The following is a 16,853-nucleotide window of genomic DNA, read 5'->3' as shown; positions in this document are numbered from 1 at the left end:
TTTCAGTGAGAAGGAGGAAGGCGGTGCAGCGGCAGCACAGCACCCAAAGGAGAAAGCAGGGCGGCCCGGATCCGCGCCCAGAAGGCGCCAAGGATCACCAGGAAGAAACCCAGCAAAAGAATGGTCATGGCAGCACCATCACCGTCAAACACAGTGCCTGCCAGGGTCACGCTATACCCGATGGCGGCAATCAGAAAGGAGCGCCGGTCAATCACGATGGCCACCAGGGCAAAGGCAAACAGCACAGCAACCAGCGTCAGCTGCGCGCCAGAAGTGCCCTGGTCCAGCAGGCTCAGCGCAATGGTATTGACCAGGGCAGGCGCGGCCACAACATGCAGCCAGAACCCCTGCGCCGCGCGCCGGGTGACGCGGTGCGGATCGCTGAGGTCAAACATCATCGCAACAGCAAAGACGGCGATTCCCACCACCAGGGTCACCCAGGCAAAGGGGCCAGAGGCAGAAAACAGGAAGAAATCGCTGATCCCCTCTGGGCGGCCGGCCTGTTCCGCGGCCATCATCAGGGTAAGGGCAAAAACCCCAAGCGCAATCAGAGCCATGGCAAAGGGAACCCGAAAGCGCAGCCAGAACAGCGCTACTGCAGCCGTGGTCAGCGCCATAGGCAGCGGCAGGCTGGACAGATCATTCTGTGCCACCATGAAGGGTTCCGAGAAAAAGGCGGTCATGCCGGTCCCGGCATTGGCAGCCCAAAGCAGTGACAGCGCGATGGCTGGGGCGATCATCCGGCGACGGCGAATGAAATATTCGGCAAAGACCCAGAGCAGCACAGCCCCCAGGGCCGCAGAATAGATGGTCTTGTCTATATATCCACCCAGAGAGCCTGCGATATAGGCCGCGGTGACGGCAGCCCAGCCTGAGGCCAGAATGAGCATGCCGATGACGATGAAAATCTCATTGAACCCTTTGAACAGCTCAAAGGGTTCATCTCCAGGCGCCAAGTCTTCACGCGCTCCGCGCCGGCTATGAGATATTGCCAGCAAGGAGGCCGCCTGGGCCTCGCTGATCAGGCCAGAGCCGACGGCGGCGCGAATGTCATCCTGGTCGATCTGGCTCACATCAGCTCTCCGAGGTGGGGTTTGCGGCGCGACTGTCGGCAGCAATGCTTTCGACGGTCAAACGGCCATTGGTATAGACACAGATATCAGCAGCAATCGCCATGGCATCGCGGGCCACAGCCTCGGCATTGCGGTCGCTGTCTATCATGCCCCGCGCTGCCGCCAGCGCAAAATTACCGCCAGATCCAATCGCCGCCACATTATGTTCGGGCTCCAACACATCCCCGGCTCCGGTGATCACCAAGAGCTCGGTCCCGTCAGTGACGATCAGCATGGCTTCAAGTTTTTGCAGGTATTTATCGGTTCGCCAATCCTTGGCCAGTTCAACGCTGGCCCGCGCCAATTGACCTGGGGTGGCTTCCAGCTTGGCTTCCAGGCGTTCCAACAGGGTAAAAGCATCGGCGGTGGAGCCGGCAAAGCCGACAACCACGTCAAACCCTCCCGGAGACAGGCGGCGCACCTTACGGGCTGTGCCCTTGATCACCGTTTGCCCGAGAGAGACCTGCCCATCGCCGGCAATGACCACTTCACCACCCTTTTTGACACCAATGATGGTGGTTCCGTGCCAGCCTGGGAATTGATCATTTGCCATTTATGCCTCCAGTTTTGTTGCCTTCTATATGGATCTATCTCCGATCCGGTACAAGGCTCAGCCGGATGCTGCAGACCCTGGCCACCGCGTTCAAACTCGGGCAGGGCGTTAACCAACTGCTTAGGCGCTATGCACAGAGCGCAAAACGGGGCTGTTTAATGGGCAATTGTAGGACTCAGCAAGCTCTCCTACATGAAGCCTACAAGCAGACAACGTGAATACACACGAATTTAAAGGACTAGTGCAATGACGACCGCAAACCTCCATGCGCCGCTGGGCGCAGTCTCCGTTCTTCGTTTGGTAGACGGACTCATGAACTTCAAAACCAACATGGTTGAATGGAATGAATCCCGCCAGACCCGCAAGGCGCTGTCTCAGCTCACTGCGGCACAGCTGGAAGACATCGGCCTCGCGCGGGCAGATATCGACAAACTGTAAGTTTTGTAGACCAGGTGCAGCATGCACCAAAGCAGATAAGCCGCTCCAATCCGGGGCGGCTTTGTCTTTTTCAGCGCTTGAGCTTGTAGCGACCCGCCTGATCCGGCACCCAGGCTTCAATCGCAGCGGTGGCGATCACATGAACAGCGTCGGAGTCCGGATCCGTGACGTTCAACCCCCCCTTGACCGCCCGCACCCTGGCCCGCCCGCGCGGCAGATCTTCGGCCACCAAATCACAATCCACCTGATTGGGGTCCTGTACCGCAATGGTGACATCCACCTGCATTTCAGTGTGATCTAGCCCCAGTTTGGAAAACAGGGTGATCGAGGAATGATGCAGAGCATCCTGCACCGCCCGCCGCGCCGCCTTGGTATAGTCCTGACCATAGAGATCATTGCCGGTGCCCATTTCCAAAATGATCCGTTTCTTGCTCATGACACCTGCTCCATATCAAAGGAGACAATGACGGCGGCATTGGCCATCACCGTGACGCCCCCACCCTGGGGCTTTGCCACATCCAGCCCGCCTTCACGCACCGTGACGCTGGGCTGCCCATAGGGAAAGATCGCCTTCAGCGCCGCCACATCCACCTGATCCGGCTGGGCCACGCCAATCTCGGCATCGATGATCATCGCTTCCTTTGGAAAATCAAACAGCTCCGCCATATTGACCGAATTATGCCAGAGCGCATCTTTGATTGCGCGTATTGCGGCCTCGGTATAATCCTGCCGCCGCAGCGAGCTGCCCATTCCAAACTCCACCAATACCCGTGTCTTGGCCATGCCAGCCCCCTTGTTTCTCCGCTCCGCCACTCTCCGCGCCCAGGGCCAAAAGAAAACCCCCATTCTTCATTTGGCCTAAAATATCCCGGGGGAAGAGGCCCGCCAGGGCCGATGGGGGCAGCGCCCCCTTAGATCCCGATTGAAACATCAGATGGGCCTCTCTCCGATCGGGCTACAGATCGGACCGCAGCATCTCCCGGATTTTCACAGCCTTCTCAAAATGGTCCAGCCGATGGGTCTGGATCCACCAGGTCGCAACCTGCATAAGCAGTTCAGGATCCTCATTTTGGTTCTTGAAAAAGGCATAAAAGGATAGGCCGACGCCCTCGCCTTTTTTGTCAATCTTGTCACTACAGATGGCAATAGCTTTTTGGCGAAATACTGGGGTCATAAAGGGAGTCCTTGAAATAAAAAAGCGCCCTCAATCGAGGGCGCCTTTAAAGAATTCTGAGCTTTGATCTATCAGATCGATTCGTTGATCCAGCTCTGCAGCGCGGCCTTTGGGGCTGCGCCGGCGCGGTTGGAAACAACCTGACCGTCTTTGAAGATGAACAGCGCCGGAATGCCACGCACGCCCATGGCAGCGGCAGAGTTCGGGTTGCTGTCAACATCAACCTTAACAACCTTTACCTTGTCGCCATATTCGGCCGCCAGCTCTTCCAGAGCGGGGCCGATCTGTTTGCAGGGACCACACCATTCGGCCCAGAAATCCACCACAACGGGGACAGAGGAGTTCTTGACTTCGGCGTCAAATGTTTCGTCGGTGACGGCTACGGTGGACATGGGAATGTCTCCTGAGATCTATGGCAACTGGACTGGGAACCTAGGTAGAGCGTAACAGATCGTCAAGGTTCCAACACCTCCTTGAACGCATCTGTCACAAGATCGTGCGGTAACATCATCAGGCTGGCGTTCCGGGTCCATAGCAGCGCGCAATCAATCTGACGGTCCGGGTAGATCTGGCGCAGGGCATGACCATAGGCGCCCATCTGGCGCAGCAGACCCCTGGGGCAGTTCTGCAGGCTTTGCGGCACTTCGGCATTGGATTTGAAATCCACTGCCAGCACCCGCCGCGGAGTCACGACCAGCCGGTCGATGATGCCGTAGATTCGCCGATGACCCAGCCAGGCCGTGACCGGAACCTCGGCCAGGGCATCAGGAGAAAAGACGTGGGACAGGTCTGGATTGGTCAACACCGCTTCGGCCTCGGCCAGAAGTTCGGCGCGATCCGCAGCATCTAGCAACAACCGATCCGTCAGGTCCCCCCATTGAGCGTGGGGCCTTGCCGGCAGATGTTCCAGCAAGAGATGCAGTCGACTGCCGCGGGCCATTGCCTGCGCTTCGTTCAGACCCTGTTCCCCGGGCAGGGCTTTGGCTCCCCCCAAATCCGAAGGCTTTAGCGCAGGTTCCGGGGCCAGATAGGCAGGCGCGGGCTGGGTAAAGACTGCGGGTAGGCTGGGCAGGGTTTTGTCCTGGATCTCACGCGAGACCAGCTCCAAGCCCTCCCAATCGCCATGCGCCAGACGCAAGCCTTCCCCACCCGGCAGATCGCAGGCTGTGGCGCCGCTCTCCTGCAGGGCCGCCTCAACCCGCTGATACCAGCTGTCCCCCTCTTTCGACAACTGCCCGGCTGTGGCGACGATCAGCCATTTTTCGGCCCGGGTCAGCGCCACATAAAGCAGGCGCAGGCGTTCGTTTTGCTGTTTCTCCTGCGCCGCCTCGCGGGCATTGGCCAGCAGATCCGGCATCTGATCCTTGGGCAGTTTCCACAGAGGTGTGCCCTCCGCCACCATGATCTCCGCATCACTGGGGGCGTTGCGTTTGGCGGTATCTGGCAGGATCACAATCGGCGCTTCCAAACCTTTGGAGCCATGGACTGACATCACCCGGATCATATCCCCCGAGGCCCCCATCTGTCGCTTAATCTCCAGATCATCGGTCTGCATCCAGACCAGAAATCCGGTGAGGCTGGGAATGTCAGAGCGCTCATAGGCCAAGGCCTGCGACAGTAGCGCATTGATGCCATCCTCAGCTTCAGGTCCCAGTCGGCCCAGCAGTTTTTGCCGCCCCTGATGGCGGGTCAGGATGCGCTCGATTAGATCAAAGGGACGCAGAAAATCGGTCTGATCGCGCAGATCATCCAGCACCGCCATGGTCTCGGGGAAGTCATCGCGACGCTCGCGCAGCGCCGGCCACAGGTGTTTGCTGCTGCGGTGATGGGCGAGATCAAACAGCATCTGCTCGGACCAGCCAAACAGGGGCGATTTCAGCACCTCGGCCAGGGCCAGCGAATCCTCGGGCGTACCCAGAAAGGACAGCAGCGAGGCGATGTCCTTGACTGCTAGCTCCGCCCCAACCTTGAGCCGATCAGCCCCGGCAATGGGGAGGTCGGCGTTTTTACAGGCGCGGATGATTTCTGAAAACAGTTCCGAGCGGCGCTGCACCAGAATCAGGAAATCGCCCGCATGCACGGGGCGGCGCTGAAATGTGCCGCGCGTTGGGCCATCCTCGGGAATTGTGACTTTGTGGTCGATCATGTCTTTGATCTGGCGGGCAATGCGTTCGGCCAGAATGACAGTGTGGTGACGCTTGCCGGGGCGATCCACCGGATCGGTCCAGTCGCTCTCTTCGTCCTCGTCGCTCTTGTCCACTGCAGGCCACAGGTCCACCCGCCCGGGCAGGTCGGATTTAAAGGCGCGGTGCAGGGCATCGCTGTGAAAGCCGGCGCGCGGGCTATCCTTAAACACCAGATCCACCAGCCGCAGGATCGCCGCCGAGGAGCGGAAGGAAAACTCCAGCGCGGCGTTTTGCAGCCCCGATCCAGATTCCGATAGCCGATTGGCGAATTCCACCTGCATGCGATCAAAGGCATCCGGGTCGGCACCCTGAAAGGAATAGATCGACTGTTTCTTGTCGCCGACCACAAAGATGGTGCGCTCGACATCGGATCGTGCGCCGATCCCAGCAGTGAATTCCTGCGCCAGTTTTTCGATCACGTTCCATTGCACCGGGCTGGTATCCTGGGCCTCATCCACCAGAATATGATCGATGCCGCCGTCCAAACGGTACAGCACCCAAGCGGCCACCGCCGGGTCATTCAACAGATGGCGCGCGTTGAGGATCAGATCGTCAAAGTCGAGCCAGCCGCGTTGCTGCTTGCGGGCTTCATATTCCGGTAGAAAGACCTGTGCGAACTGGTGCAGATCCTGGGATTTCCGCGCCGCCACCAGCGCCAGCCGTTTGGCGCGGGCGTCTTCCACCCGCAGCATCAGAGGCTCCAGCTGGTCCATCAGGGCAATATTGGCTTCGCGCAGTTTCTTGGTGGGGAATTTCCCTACCTTGGCAGTGAAAGGATCCGCAGCTCCGGCGCCGGTCAGAAAAATGCCTTCCAATGTGGCAAGGTCGGTCAGTGTCGGCGTGGAGATCCCAGCCAGTTTGGCAGCGGCGCGTTGATCGGTGGTACCGCCGGTTTCCAGCATGGCACGGGTGCGCGACAGCAATTCTGCCTCGCCGCCCAGAAACACCATGGCCTCAAGCTCTGCCTGATCAAACCCATCCGGCAGATCAAAGCGGGCCAGTAGCGCGGACCAGTCCAGAATAGTTTCAAACTCGGCGCGGCGTTGGCACAGGGCCGAAGTCAAATCTTCAAAATCACTGCCGCCCACATGGCGGGCCAGAGGTCCCACCAGATGCGCCAATTCACCCTTGGCCATGTCTTCGACAATCTCGGCCCGCAACAGGGATGCGGCGCGGTCTTCCATCTCGGAAAACTGCGGGCTGACGCCGGCCTCCAGCGGGAAACGCCGCAGCAGGGAGGAACAAAAGGAGTGGATGGTCTGGATTTTGAGCCCGCCGGGGGTCTCAATGGCGCGGGCAAAGAGCGTGCGCGCCTGGGCCAGATCCTCGGCCTGCGTGTTGACCTCGCCCAACTCACTGAGCGCCGCTGTCAGCTCGGGGTCCCGCAGCATTGCCCATTCGCCCAGACGTTGGAACAGACGATTCTGCATCTCGCTGGCGGCGGCCTTGGTATAGGTGAGGCACAGAATGTGCTGCGGCTGCACGCCCTTGAGCAACAACCGCGCCACGCGGTCGGTCAGAACTTTTGTCTTACCGGAGCCGGCATTGGCCGCGAGCCAGGTCGAGGCATCAGGGCGCGCGGCACGGAACTGCGCCTCAGAGGCGTCATCGCGGGGTTTTGCAGAGGGGGTGCTCATGTCAGATCCTCGGGCTCAGGTGTGGCGCTGCGATCCCATTCGCCAAAGCGGGCGAGGTGGTCATAGTCGCCTGCAATATCATCGCGATGCACCATGCGGCGGCTGGAATAGCCCTGATCCTGCTCAAAATAGGCGCCGATCAGCTGTTTCAGCTCTTCCCAGATCTTGGCCGGGGGCTGATCCTGCAACGGGGCTGGCACTTCCTTCAGATTGCTGCCCAACCCAATAAAGGCGGCGCGGGCCACCTCTGCTGGTCCAATTTCCTTGAACGCGCCCTCCTCTGCCATGGCGGCCTCGATCAGCAGCTGTTTTTCAAATTTCTTCTGCTGCGCTTCTGAGGGCGGCGCGCCGGTCTTGTAGTCATAGAGATGCAGAAAGCCGCGTTCGTCCTGATCAATACGGTCAGCGCGGCAGGCAATGGCAAAATCCAGCGGCTCCAGCCGGGCCTCGCCCATAGCCTCCAGTTTGAGCGGTGTGGCGCGGCTCTGCCGGGATTGTTCGGCCAGGATGAAATCGCCGGCCAGACGCTGGATACGGCTGAGCCACAATAGGCGCGCTACGGGCCAGGGCACGTCCCGTTCCAACAGGGCACGGGCGGTTTCAATCAGGTAATCGGAGGTCAGGCGGCTGGGATCTTCCAGGCTGTCGCGGATAAAAACCTCAAAGACCTCATGCACCACAGTACCGCGCAGCAATGCATCCGGTTCCTGCACCAGCGGGTTCAGCGGCCGCAGACGCAGCACATGTTTGGCATAGATCGCATAGGGATCACGGATCAGGCGCGGGATTTCGGTGATGGTCAGCCGACGCGGGCGGCTGGCAACGGGCGGACGCGGAGAGGGACGCGGAGCTGCGGGTATTTCGCTGGGCTGCTCCAGAGCATCGGCCCAGTCTAGCCATTCCTGCCCACGTGCCCGCATCGCATCCAAAGCGGATTTGCCACCCTGATCGGGCAGGCCGGAGAGTAGGTTTGTCAGGCGATTGAGCCAGCGCGAGGCCACCGTGTCAGCCTCATCCGAGCGCGCCGCACGGGTGAGCCAAACCTCGGGCGCGGCCACGGCCTGCTGGAAATCATGGGCCGATAGGCCAATGCGGCGCTCGGGCAGCAAGAGCCCGGCCTGATGGCGCAATTGCCGGTTCAGCCAAGGGTCAGGCTTGGCGGCTTCCGGCCAGCTGCCCTCATTGAGGCCCCCCAGGATCACCAGATCTGCGCCCTGCACCCGGGCCTCGAGCGTGCCCCAGATCATGATGGATCCATAGGGGGTGTCCCGGTCGCGCACCTCGCCCTGAGACAGGATGGCTGACAAAAGATCGGCAAAATCGCGGGCTGACATCGCGCCACCGTGTTCGGCCTCAGCCTCCAGATTGGAAAAGATCTTGAGCGCCTCAATGCCAGCCTTTTTGTCCCACAGCGTGCCACTTTCGCCTGCGCTTTGTATCTGACTGCCGGCGGCAATCGCTTCGGCCCGAGCACGCAGTAGCGCCACCCAATCGATGAGATTGAGCGGTGCAGTCACCTGTTGGTCGGCAAAGTTCTGCGACAGCCAGTCGACCCAACCGGAGGTTAAATCGCGTTCAGTGCCAAAGGCTTCAAAGCTGGCAGCATCGGGAAAGGGAGGCCCATTGCGGCGCAGGTCCAGCTCAAAATCGCGGGTATGGCGCAGATGGTCCCCACGGGCCGCCTCGGCACTGCTGCCATCATGGGTCAGCGGGTGTTTTAGCAGGGTGAGCAGCGCATCTGCCGTCAGCGGGCGGCAAAACAGCTCTGCCACATGGCGCAGGAACCGCCCCGGAGGGGTCAGCTGCAGCGGCAGGCCGGCGGAATCATCCGGCAGAATTCCCCAGCGATCCAGCGCCGCGGACACCAGCCGAGTCAGCATTCGGTCGGGCGAGATCAGCGCGGCTGTTTTGCCCTCCTCGGCAGCCTGGCGCAGCCGCAGGGCGATGGCCAGAGCCTCGGCGCGCGGGTTTGCTGCTTCGACCAGGGTGACATCGGCGCAGGCCTGGTCCAGCTCGGTGAGCTTTGGGCCTTCGCTCATCCAGGCATGGGTAACAGGTGCCGGGCGCAGCGCCAGCGAGATCAACCGGTTGCGGGCAGGCGAGACCGGCGCATCTGGGCTCCAGCGCTGCACCTCGCGGGGAGTCATGTCGAGGTCGGACAGCAGTTTGGCAAAGCGATACTGCGGGTGATCCTCGGAGGTGAGCGCATCGCGTAGATGGGTCCAGACCTCGGCGGGTTGTTCAAAATCATATCCGGGCAGTACCACGGCGCCCTGAGGCAGGCGGGCGATGGCCTCCATCAGCATATGGGTGGTCCCGCGCGAACCCGTGGAGCCGGCCAGGATCACCGGATGCTGGGGCGGCTCTACCTGCCATTTGGCGATGAGGTTCTCGACCATTTGGCGTTGCCGGGCCTGAACATCGGTGGCGCCGCTGTGCAGATCAACAAATTGATCCACGATGCCGATGAATTGCTGCGCCCGCGACCAGTGGCCAGACATGTCAGAGACATCCAGGTTGCGGATCACATCGGTACTGATGCCTTCGCTTTGCATTTCATCGACCAGATTGGCGAGGCTATCGGAGAGATCATATAGCGAAGAGCGCGCTGCAAGATCAGGCTGGGCATCCAGCAGCCGGGCGATGAGCTGTGACAGTTCCAGCCGGCGGCGCAATGGCGGCAGGGCCGGGGGCAGCCCCTGCAGGCTGGCCTCCTGCGCCAGATCGGTGAGCAGACGCATGCGTGGCAGCAACAGGGCGGGGCCTTCCTCGAACAGGCTGCGGCAACGGCGCATCATCCGCGAGGTGTTGAGGATCACTTCGACCCGTGCCAGATCTTCGGGCGGCAGGGGGTGCCCGCGCTGAATAAGCCCCTGTGCCAGGGCGCGCGGAAAATCAACGCCCATTGGAACGGCAAAGACACGGGGGCTGTCCTGAGGTTCAAACAACATCATCGGCAATCAGTTCCTCGGCTATGGCGATCCCTTCGGGGTGTCCCACATCGCACCAATGGCCGGGGTATTCCACCGCAAACAACCGGTCCTTCTGGGCCATCACGTTCCATAGAAGATTGAGGGAAAACACCTCTTCTTCAATGTCTTGTAGCCCCTCGGTCTTGAGGATCTGCACGCCGCCATAGACCAGATCACCGCCCCGGTTGATGCGCCCCGCGCTGTCGCGGCTGAAATCACCGGCGCCTTGGCGGCCACGGCAGCGCGAAATGGGGATACAGACCAAAAGCGCATCCATGCACCCCGGATCCCAGGCGCTCAGCGCGGTTTGAAAGGGGTTTTCGCCTTTCCAGATCACATCGGTATTGGCGGTGAAAACCGGATCATCCCCCAGGAGCGGCAGGGCCTGGCGCAACCCGCCGCCGGTATCCAGAACCTGCGGGCTTTCAGGGCTGAGCAGCACGTCTTTGGGCGTGAGATGTGCCTCGAGCACCTGTGGCAAATAATGCAGATTAGCGACGATCCGGTCTGGCTGGATTGCTTGTGCCAGATCCAGGGTGTGATCAATCAGCGGCCGACCAGCGACCGGGATCATCGGTTTTGGGCAGGTCTTGGTCAGCGCTTTCATCCGGGTGCCAAAACCGGCAGCAAAGAGCATGACACTATGGGGCATGGTAGATCTCATCCGCGCAGCTTTGCCAGGTTTTCAGGGGTTGGGGCTGGCAATTCCTTTAACAACCAATCGGCCATTGGGGCGAGGGCAGGGTGTTCCAGGCCATTGACGACATGGCTCCAGACCCGTGGGATCAGATCAATGTATTGGGGTTTGCCAAAATCCTGCGAGAGCCGGGCAAAAACGCCCAGAATGCGCAGGTTGCGCTGCACGCCGATGACCGCATAGGCGCTGCGAAAGCCAGAGGCCTCCAGGTCGGTGGCCGTCAGGTAGCGATTGATCATCCGGGCTTCGATGCCAGCTGGCACATCGCGGCGCGCGTCCTGCAACAAAGACACAAGATCATAGGCCGGATGCCCCAGACGCGCGTCTTGGAAATCAATAACCCCAACCTGCGCCACCCCGTCACGGTCCGGCAGATACATCAGGTTCTGCACGTGAAAATCCCGGTGCACAAAGACCATCTGGTCATTGAGCGTCTGACGCAGGATGTCTTCGAACTGGTTTTCAAAGCGGCTTTGCAGATCCGGATCATCCTGACCGGTGATGCCTCCGCGATAGCGGTCAATCACCAAAGAGGACATTTCGGCCATAACGCGGGGACCAAGATGCGCGAGACTGGGCATTGCCACAGAGTTGCCAGTCTTGTGCAGTTGGACCAGAAAATCGGTGGCGAGGGAGTAGAGCGCTTTTTCCTGTTTCGGATCCTGATTGAGCACTTCGTAAAAGCGCCGATCGCCGAGGTCTTCGGTCAGCAAAAAGCCGTTGTCCGCGTCCTCGGCGATGATTGCCGGGGCACTGAAATCAAGCGCACGCAGGTAATTGGCGATGCGTACAAAAGGGCGAATGGTTTCACCACTGGCGGGTGGCGCATCCATGAGGACCAGGCTGCGCCCATCGGGACTGCTCAGCCGTTCATAGCGCCGCGCCGAAGCGTCACCCGCCAGCGGAGCTCGGCGCCAATCGCCACGGCCAATACGCTGCAGAAAGGCCGAAATCTGGCTTTCACGATTTGTCATTTGCGATCACATCCATACGGTCTTGCCATTTGGCGTCTCGCCAGCTGAGGGTCAGGTGGCGGCATTCTTCTTCTGCCGGGTCCAGTGCCAGTTGCAGATGCAGGGCATGGGCTGGGGTCAGCTCTGCTAACCGATCGGGCCATTCAATTAGGCAGATGGCTTCGTCAAAGGCCTCAAAAAGGCCCAGCTCCTCGATCTCTTCCAGGGCAGAAAGCCGGTAGAGATCTGCATGCCAGAGCTCACCCTGAGCCACATCATAGGTCTGTACCAAGGTAAAAGTGGGCGAGGGCACATCCTCGGCCTGGACCATCAGCGATTGGATCAGGCTGCGGGCAAAATGAGTTTTTCCAGCGCCAATTGGCCCCTCTAGCAATAGGCAATCACCGGGGTTCAGCTGGTGGGCAAGCTGTTGCGCCAGATCTGTCGTCGCGTCGGGGGTGTCCAGCCTGAGATGTATCGGGCTGGGCGCAATGGGTGCAGAGATCGAGGCAGAGGGGGTTGTTTCGCTGGGTTTGGTCATGGCCGCACAATGCCTCTGGGCTGCGCTGGCTGCAAGCGCGAAGGGCGCGTCACCCGGCTGGATGATCACGCCCTTTTGGGTCGTTTGGTTTGCAAAAGGTGAGGGAGGATTGGCCTCTGCCGATCAGGCAGAGCCGCTTTGATCGGTGATGGCGAATTTCTGTTGATCCAGAGGCGGCAGACCCGGTTCTGGTGTTTGAAAGCTCACCATGGTCGCGCCGCTTTGGATCGCTGTGACCTTGCACAGCAGCGGCGTCCCATCGCGCAGTTGAACCTGTGCCCACCAGGGGGTGCGCCCCTCACTGCCGGCAACAAAGTCGCGGATCTCACCCCAGGCTGGTGTGGCGCTACAGGTATCCTGCCAGACGCGGGCGGCGTCCATGATGGAAACCTTGGCAAAGCTGGCATCGGGATCCATTTTCCACAGCTCATGATAGGTCTCGTTCGAGAAGGTCATGGTACCGTCATTGGCAAAGACTGCGATGGCTTCGCCCATTTGGTCCATGATCGACTGACCCATCTCGAGCTCAGAACGGAATTGACGGGTCAGGGTGACCTCGGCGGTGATGTCCTCGAACAAAAAGGCAATGGCACCATCGGGGTGGGGACGACCCGAGACTGAGTAAACAGAGCCCGAGGGCAGGGACCATGTTTCCTGATAGCGGCCTTCGGCTGCGGCCTCCAACAGGTCTTCGATCTGGTGACGCCAGCTGGAATAGTTCTTAGGCTCGGGCATCATGCGCTGGTCGCGCAACCGGTCGAAAAAGGTCATCAGGGTTGGGCGCGAGCTGAGAAAGCCCGCCGGCAGAGCGGTGAGATCAATCAACACCGGGTTAAACAGCACCAGCTGACGGTTGCGGTCAAAGATCGCCAGACCAATGGAGAGCTGGGCAAAGGTCTTGGCCAGGGTTTGCACAAAATTGCGCTGGGCCACTTCGGCGTCAACCACCGCATTCACATCCACAGCGTGACACAGCCAGCCGGCCTCGGTCTCAGTGGTGGAGATATTGTACCACAGGCGCTTGGTGCTTTCGGGCATCGGGATCGAGATCCGCTCGGCCTTGCCGCTGGATTTTGGCTCGTCCAGGTTTTCAAACAGGGGATCAGAGAATTCCGCATCACGTCCGCGGATCTTGTGGCTGAGATCATCATAGGCGAGGTTCGACCAGGTCACCGCGCCCTCATCCGATTGCAGCCAAACAGGGTAGGGCGCCTGATGTACGGCGGCCCGCAGGGTGGTGAGCTCCTGATCCAGGCTCTTGTTCTGCTCTTCCAGAGTGCTGCGGCGCAGCTGCACCCGGGTGATGCCATCAATCCATTCGCAATGGGCTTCGCGGCTTTCGGCAGAGGCAGTGCCGGACAGAACCAATGGACCAACGTCTTTGAGAAAACCGGGGCTTTGCGGCAGGCCGGGGTAGTTGCGGGCCAATTGGTCCCGCAGCATGTTCCAGCTGAAATGCTCGGCATGTTCGCCGATGAATTTGCGCGCGCCAGAGGACCAGCCGATAAGATTGGTGTCATCAAACAGAAACACCGCATCGGTGCGGCCATCGCCAACCAAAAGATCCTGTTCCATGCCTTTGGAGCGCTGCTCAGGCGAGAGCCACCAAACGGCTACGGCTGCCGTGGCGCAGCAAAGTGTGGCCAGCATCAACCACTCGATCGAGATGATATTCTGCATAATGTCCTGCCTCTAGTCAGTCCTTGTTTTCCCCATGATGACGCGTAAATGGTTAACTGTAGTTTAATTAATTACCTAAAAGTGAATAGTTAAACTTCTATCCATTTATTTTCCCCGGTTGGCACGGCATTTTCTCCGACCAATGCGTCAATTTGGTCTCTGGGCCAGACCACCCCAACGATGGCTCCGCGCCGTTCCTGAGGGTGCGGCAGAGGCTTTCCGGTGCCATTGGTAAAGGTCAGCTCGGCGCCAGTACGCTCTAGCAGGGTTTTGGCGATGAACAATCCCAAACCCATGCCTTGGTACTCGGGCCGTTGCTTGCGATCATTTTCACTGCGGCGTTTACGCATAAAGGGATCTCCGATGCGCCCGATCAGATGTGGCGGGAAGCCGCGACCGTCATCATAGATGGTGAGGCAGATCTGTTCATCATTCCAGGCGGCATCGATCCAGACGGTTGAACGGGAAAAGTCGACGGCATTCTGCACCAGATTGCGCAGGCCGTGAATGATCTCGGGTTTGCGCAAAATGGTCGGGTGCTGAAAGCTGCCGTCTTCCAGCGGTCCTTCGTCAAACTGGATTTCCTTGCCGCGGTTGAGATGGGGCTCAGCGGCTTCGTGAATGACGGTCGAAAGCGGTGCCTGGCGCAGATGCAGGTCGTCTTTTCCGGCGCGGCCCATGTCGCGCAGGATATGGCGGCAGCGTTCGGCCTGTTCGCGAATGAGTTCAGCGTCTTCGCGCAAATCCGGCTGCTCTTCCAATTCGTCGATCAGCTCGCCGCTGGCCAATTTGATCGTTGCCAGCGGGGTGCCCAGCTCATGGGCCGCGGCAGCCACCACGCCGCCCAGATCGGTGAGCTTTTGTTCCCGCGACAGGGCCAGCTGGGTGGCAGAGACCGCATCGGACATGCGCCGCATCTCGGTGCTAATGCGAAAGGAATTGGCTCCGATAAACACGATGGCGATGACGATGGCGGTCCAGTTGCCAAAGATGAACACATCCGGAATGCGCAGGATAAACCCCTGTGCTGTGCGCAGCGGCATATGGAATTCGGCCATCAAGGTGACCAGGATGATGGCGGTGCCGCCAATGATCAGGGTCGACCGCAATCCCATCATGGCAGCAGAAATAGTCACCGGGGCCAACACCAGCAAGGCAAAGGGGTTGTGCAGCCCGCCGGTCAGATAGAGCAGGAACCCAAGTTGCAGCAGGTCAAACAGCACCATCAGGAAGTTTTCAAACTCCGACAGGCGTTTGTTTTCCGGGAAAACAAAAATCGCCAGAAGGTTACTGATCACTGAAACGCCAACAGCCAGAATACACAGACCGAGCTCCAGTTGCAGGTTATACAGCGACTGCGCCACGGTGATTGCCACCAATTGGCCCGCGATGGCTACCCAGCGCAACATAATCAGGGTGCGCAGGCGGATCCAATGGCTGCGGTCTTCGCCCTGCATCAGACCAAATTGTGTGTCGCTCATGCTAAAGCTCCTGGAGCTTGGGGTAAGTGGTGCCCGGTTCACAGGCCTGTGACCATGTGGTCGGCTTGCATTGCCCGCGTTTCTTGATAGGTCTGGCGGTGAAAACGATCAACTCTCCTCCTGCAACATAAAGTGTGATCACATGGCTCGCCTCTATTCAATCCTTGCTGTCGTCTTTGTCGCCGCCCTGGCCGGTGGTACCTGGTTTTTAACACGCGGCGGCGACGCGGATCAGTTCGCCCAGTGTCGCGGCAGTTCGATCGCCAGCGGCGGGGATACAATTGGCGGCCCGTTTGAGTTGGTAAACAGCAAGGGTGAAACCGTGACCGACGCGGATGTCTTTACCGAACCGACGATCCTGTACTTTGGCTATACCTTCTGCCCGGATGTCTGCCCGTTGGATGTGTCGCGCAATGCAGAAGCGATTGATGTTCTGGCTGAGCGCGGCATTAGCGCTACACCACTGTTTGTTTCGATCGACCCCGAACGTGACACTCCGGAAGTTGTCGGCGATTTTGCTTTCAACATGCATGAAAAGATGATCGGCCTGACCGGCTCTCTGGAGCAGGTCAAGGCGGCGAGCCGGGCCTATAAGACCTATTTCAAGCGCCAGCCTGGTGATGATGATTACTATCTGGTCGATCATTCGACCTTTGCCTATCTGGTGCTGCCTGAAATCGGTTTTGTCGACTTTTTCCGCCGGGATGAGACCCCTGAACAGGTTGCAGATAAAGTCAGCTGTTTTGTCGAAAACATGTGATAGGAAAACATGCAGCAAGGACGAGCTGTTTGACCTTCCCGGTCGGGTCGCTAGTATCAAATTCAAGAACGTGCGTATAACTATACGCGGAACCAGGCGGAGGACCGGGCATGGCCGATAATGCAATGCAGGAAATTGGACCAGATAAGTCACTCTTGCTTGTCGACGATGATGAGCCCTTTCTGCGACGCCTGGCCAAGGCAATGGAAAAACGCGGTTTTGAAGTTGAAACTGCAGGCTCAGTTGCTGGCGGCAGCGCCATTGCCACAGCCCGTCCCCCAGCCTTTGCGGTGGTGGATCTGCGGCTCGAGGATGGCAATGGGCTGGATGTTGTCGAAATCCTGCGCGAAAAACGTCCCGACAGCCGGGTTGTGGTGTTGACTGGCTATGGCGCCATTGCCACCGCCGTAGCTGCAGTGAAAATTGGCGCAACCGATTACCTGTCAAAACCCGCTGATGCGGCGGATATCATGAATGCACTGCTGAGCGGTGATGACGAGCTGCCGCCACCCCCGGAAAATCCAATGAGCGCAGACCGGGTGCGCTGGGAACATATCCAGCGTATCTACGAGCTCTGTGACCGCAATGTTTCAGAGACAGCGCGGCGGCTCAATATGCACCGTCGGACGCTGCAGCGCATTCTGGCGAAACGCAGTCCTCGGTAGGGAT

General features: G+C 59.5%; 16 protein-coding genes. 3 read left to right on the top strand and 13 right to left on the bottom strand.

The features are described from left to right. Positions 1 to 2: 2 nt before the first annotated feature. A complete protein-coding gene (locus AN476_RS01085; protein ID WP_054458698.1) occupies positions 3 to 1,073 on the bottom strand; it encodes a hypothetical protein in 1,071 nt (356 codons plus the stop codon). A gap of 1 nt (position 1,074) precedes the next feature. Next, the gene (gene hslV / locus AN476_RS01080; protein ID WP_054458696.1) at positions 1,075 to 1,665 is read right to left on the bottom strand and encodes an ATP-dependent protease subunit HslV; all 591 of its coding nucleotides are present in this window, start codon (positions 1,663 to 1,665) and stop codon (positions 1,075 to 1,077) included. A gap of 246 nt (positions 1,666 to 1,911) precedes the next feature. Between hslV and AN476_RS01075 the strand changes: the two genes are divergently transcribed. Then, the gene (locus AN476_RS01075; RefSeq protein WP_054458693.1) at positions 1,912 to 2,103 is read left to right on the top strand and encodes a DUF1127 domain-containing protein; all 192 of its coding nucleotides are present in this window, start codon (positions 1,912 to 1,914) and stop codon (positions 2,101 to 2,103) included. 70 nt (positions 2,104 to 2,173) lie between these two features. Here the strand turns inward: AN476_RS01075 and AN476_RS01070 are convergent, their stop codons facing one another. The 11 genes from AN476_RS01070 to regB all read right to left on the bottom strand — a co-directional run bounded on the left by AN476_RS01070 (position 2,174) and on the right by regB (position 15,424). After that, positions 2,174 to 2,539, bottom strand: a complete 366-nt coding sequence (locus AN476_RS01070; protein WP_054458691.1) for a Lin0512 family protein — start codon at positions 2,537 to 2,539, stop codon at positions 2,174 to 2,176. Next, a complete protein-coding gene (locus tag AN476_RS01065) occupies positions 2,536 to 2,886 on the bottom strand; it encodes a Lin0512 family protein (RefSeq protein ID WP_054458689.1) in 351 nt (116 codons plus the stop codon). Before AN476_RS01065 ends, AN476_RS01070 begins: the two co-directional genes overlap by 4 nt. Positions 2,887 to 3,058: 172 nt before the next feature. Then, entirely contained in the window at positions 3,059 to 3,277 is a 219-nt protein-coding gene (locus AN476_RS01060) for a DUF6500 family protein (protein ID WP_054458687.1), read from the bottom strand. 71 nt (positions 3,278 to 3,348) lie between these two features. Continuing rightward, the gene (gene trxA, locus AN476_RS01055) at positions 3,349 to 3,669 is read right to left on the bottom strand and encodes a thioredoxin (protein ID WP_054458685.1); all 321 of its coding nucleotides are present in this window, start codon (positions 3,667 to 3,669) and stop codon (positions 3,349 to 3,351) included. A 62-nt stretch (positions 3,670 to 3,731) separates the two neighbouring features. Further along, complete coding sequence (gene addA, locus AN476_RS01050; protein ID WP_054458683.1) at positions 3,732 to 7,100, bottom strand: double-strand break repair helicase AddA; 3,369 nt, start codon at positions 7,098 to 7,100, stop codon at positions 3,732 to 3,734. Continuing rightward, entirely contained in the window at positions 7,097 to 10,051 is a 2,955-nt protein-coding gene (gene addB, locus AN476_RS01045) for a double-strand break repair protein AddB (protein WP_083464182.1), read from the bottom strand. Before addB ends, addA begins: the two co-directional genes overlap by 4 nt. Next, entirely contained in the window at positions 10,041 to 10,724 is a 684-nt protein-coding gene (locus tag AN476_RS01040) for a nucleotidyltransferase family protein (protein WP_253279811.1), read from the bottom strand. The genes addB and AN476_RS01040 overlap by 11 nt, the downstream gene beginning before the upstream one ends. A gap of 8 nt (positions 10,725 to 10,732) precedes the next feature. Beyond that, positions 10,733 to 11,743, bottom strand: coding sequence for an aminoglycoside phosphotransferase family protein (locus AN476_RS01035; protein WP_054458678.1), 1,011 nt, complete (start codon positions 11,741 to 11,743; stop codon positions 10,733 to 10,735). Continuing rightward, a complete protein-coding gene (tsaE, locus tag AN476_RS01030) occupies positions 11,730 to 12,263 on the bottom strand; it encodes a tRNA (adenosine(37)-N6)-threonylcarbamoyltransferase complex ATPase subunit type 1 TsaE (protein ID WP_083464180.1) in 534 nt (177 codons plus the stop codon). The genes AN476_RS01035 and tsaE overlap by 14 nt, the downstream gene beginning before the upstream one ends. 123 nt (positions 12,264 to 12,386) lie before the next feature. After that, positions 12,387 to 13,943: a PAS-domain containing protein gene (locus AN476_RS01025; protein ID WP_054458676.1), complete on the bottom strand. Its 1,557-nt coding sequence runs from the start codon at positions 13,941 to 13,943 to the stop codon at positions 12,387 to 12,389. A gap of 89 nt (positions 13,944 to 14,032) precedes the next feature. Continuing rightward, complete coding sequence (gene regB, locus AN476_RS01020; RefSeq protein WP_054458673.1) at positions 14,033 to 15,424, bottom strand: sensor histidine kinase RegB; 1,392 nt, start codon at positions 15,422 to 15,424, stop codon at positions 14,033 to 14,035. A 142-nt stretch (positions 15,425 to 15,566) separates the two neighbouring features. Between regB and AN476_RS01015 the strand changes: the two genes are divergently transcribed. Together AN476_RS01015 and AN476_RS01010 are read left to right on the top strand one after the other, a co-directional pair. Continuing rightward, the gene (locus AN476_RS01015) at positions 15,567 to 16,184 is read left to right on the top strand and encodes an SCO family protein (protein ID WP_054458670.1); all 618 of its coding nucleotides are present in this window, start codon (positions 15,567 to 15,569) and stop codon (positions 16,182 to 16,184) included. Positions 16,185 to 16,294: 110 nt separating this feature from the next. Continuing rightward, positions 16,295 to 16,849 (top strand): ActR/PrrA/RegA family redox response regulator transcription factor, encoded by a 555-nt coding sequence (locus tag AN476_RS01010; RefSeq protein ID WP_054458668.1) that lies wholly within the window; start codon positions 16,295 to 16,297, stop codon positions 16,847 to 16,849. Positions 16,850 to 16,853 lie beyond the last annotated feature (4 nt).

Source organism: Phaeobacter sp. 11ANDIMAR09, assembly GCF_001294455.1.
Classification (GTDB): Bacteria; Pseudomonadota; Alphaproteobacteria; order Rhodobacterales; family Rhodobacteraceae; genus Pseudophaeobacter.
This window is presented reverse-complemented; position numbering and strand designations above follow the sequence as displayed.

What these genes read in the sequence shown, in the direction of transcription:
- AN476_RS01025 (WP_054458676.1), bottom strand. Translation starts at nt 13,943, where the DNA reads ATGCAGAATATCATCTCGATCGAGTGGTTGATGCTGGCCACACTTTGC.
- addB (WP_083464182.1), bottom strand. Translation starts at nt 10,051, where the DNA reads ATGTTGTTTGAACCTCAGGACAGCCCCCGTGTCTTTGCCGTTCCAATG.
- AN476_RS01070 (WP_054458691.1), bottom strand. Translation starts at nt 2,539, where the DNA reads ATGAGCAAGAAACGGATCATTTTGGAAATGGGCACCGGCAATGATCTC.
- AN476_RS01065 (WP_054458689.1), bottom strand. Translation starts at nt 2,886, where the DNA reads ATGGCCAAGACACGGGTATTGGTGGAGTTTGGAATGGGCAGCTCGCTG.
- tsaE (WP_083464180.1), bottom strand. Translation starts at nt 12,263, where the DNA reads ATGACCAAACCCAGCGAAACAACCCCCTCTGCCTCGATCTCTGCACCC.
- AN476_RS01015 (WP_054458670.1), top strand. Translation starts at nt 15,567, where the DNA reads ATGGCTCGCCTCTATTCAATCCTTGCTGTCGTCTTTGTCGCCGCCCTG.
- AN476_RS01035 (WP_054458678.1), bottom strand. Translation starts at nt 11,743, where the DNA reads ATGACAAATCGTGAAAGCCAGATTTCGGCCTTTCTGCAGCGTATTGGC.
- AN476_RS01060 (WP_054458687.1), bottom strand. Translation starts at nt 3,277, where the DNA reads ATGACCCCAGTATTTCGCCAAAAAGCTATTGCCATCTGTAGTGACAAG.
- AN476_RS01010 (WP_054458668.1), top strand. Translation starts at nt 16,295, where the DNA reads ATGGCCGATAATGCAATGCAGGAAATTGGACCAGATAAGTCACTCTTG.
- AN476_RS01040 (WP_253279811.1), bottom strand. Translation starts at nt 10,724, where the DNA reads ATGCCCCATAGTGTCATGCTCTTTGCTGCCGGTTTTGGCACCCGGATG.
- addA (WP_054458683.1), bottom strand. Translation starts at nt 7,100, where the DNA reads ATGAGCACCCCCTCTGCAAAACCCCGCGATGACGCCTCTGAGGCGCAG.
- AN476_RS01075 (WP_054458693.1), top strand. Translation starts at nt 1,912, where the DNA reads ATGACGACCGCAAACCTCCATGCGCCGCTGGGCGCAGTCTCCGTTCTT.
- regB (WP_054458673.1), bottom strand. Translation starts at nt 15,424, where the DNA reads ATGAGCGACACACAATTTGGTCTGATGCAGGGCGAAGACCGCAGCCAT.
- trxA (WP_054458685.1), bottom strand. Translation starts at nt 3,669, where the DNA reads ATGTCCACCGTAGCCGTCACCGACGAAACATTTGACGCCGAAGTCAAG.
- hslV (WP_054458696.1), bottom strand. Translation starts at nt 1,665, where the DNA reads ATGGCAAATGATCAATTCCCAGGCTGGCACGGAACCACCATCATTGGT.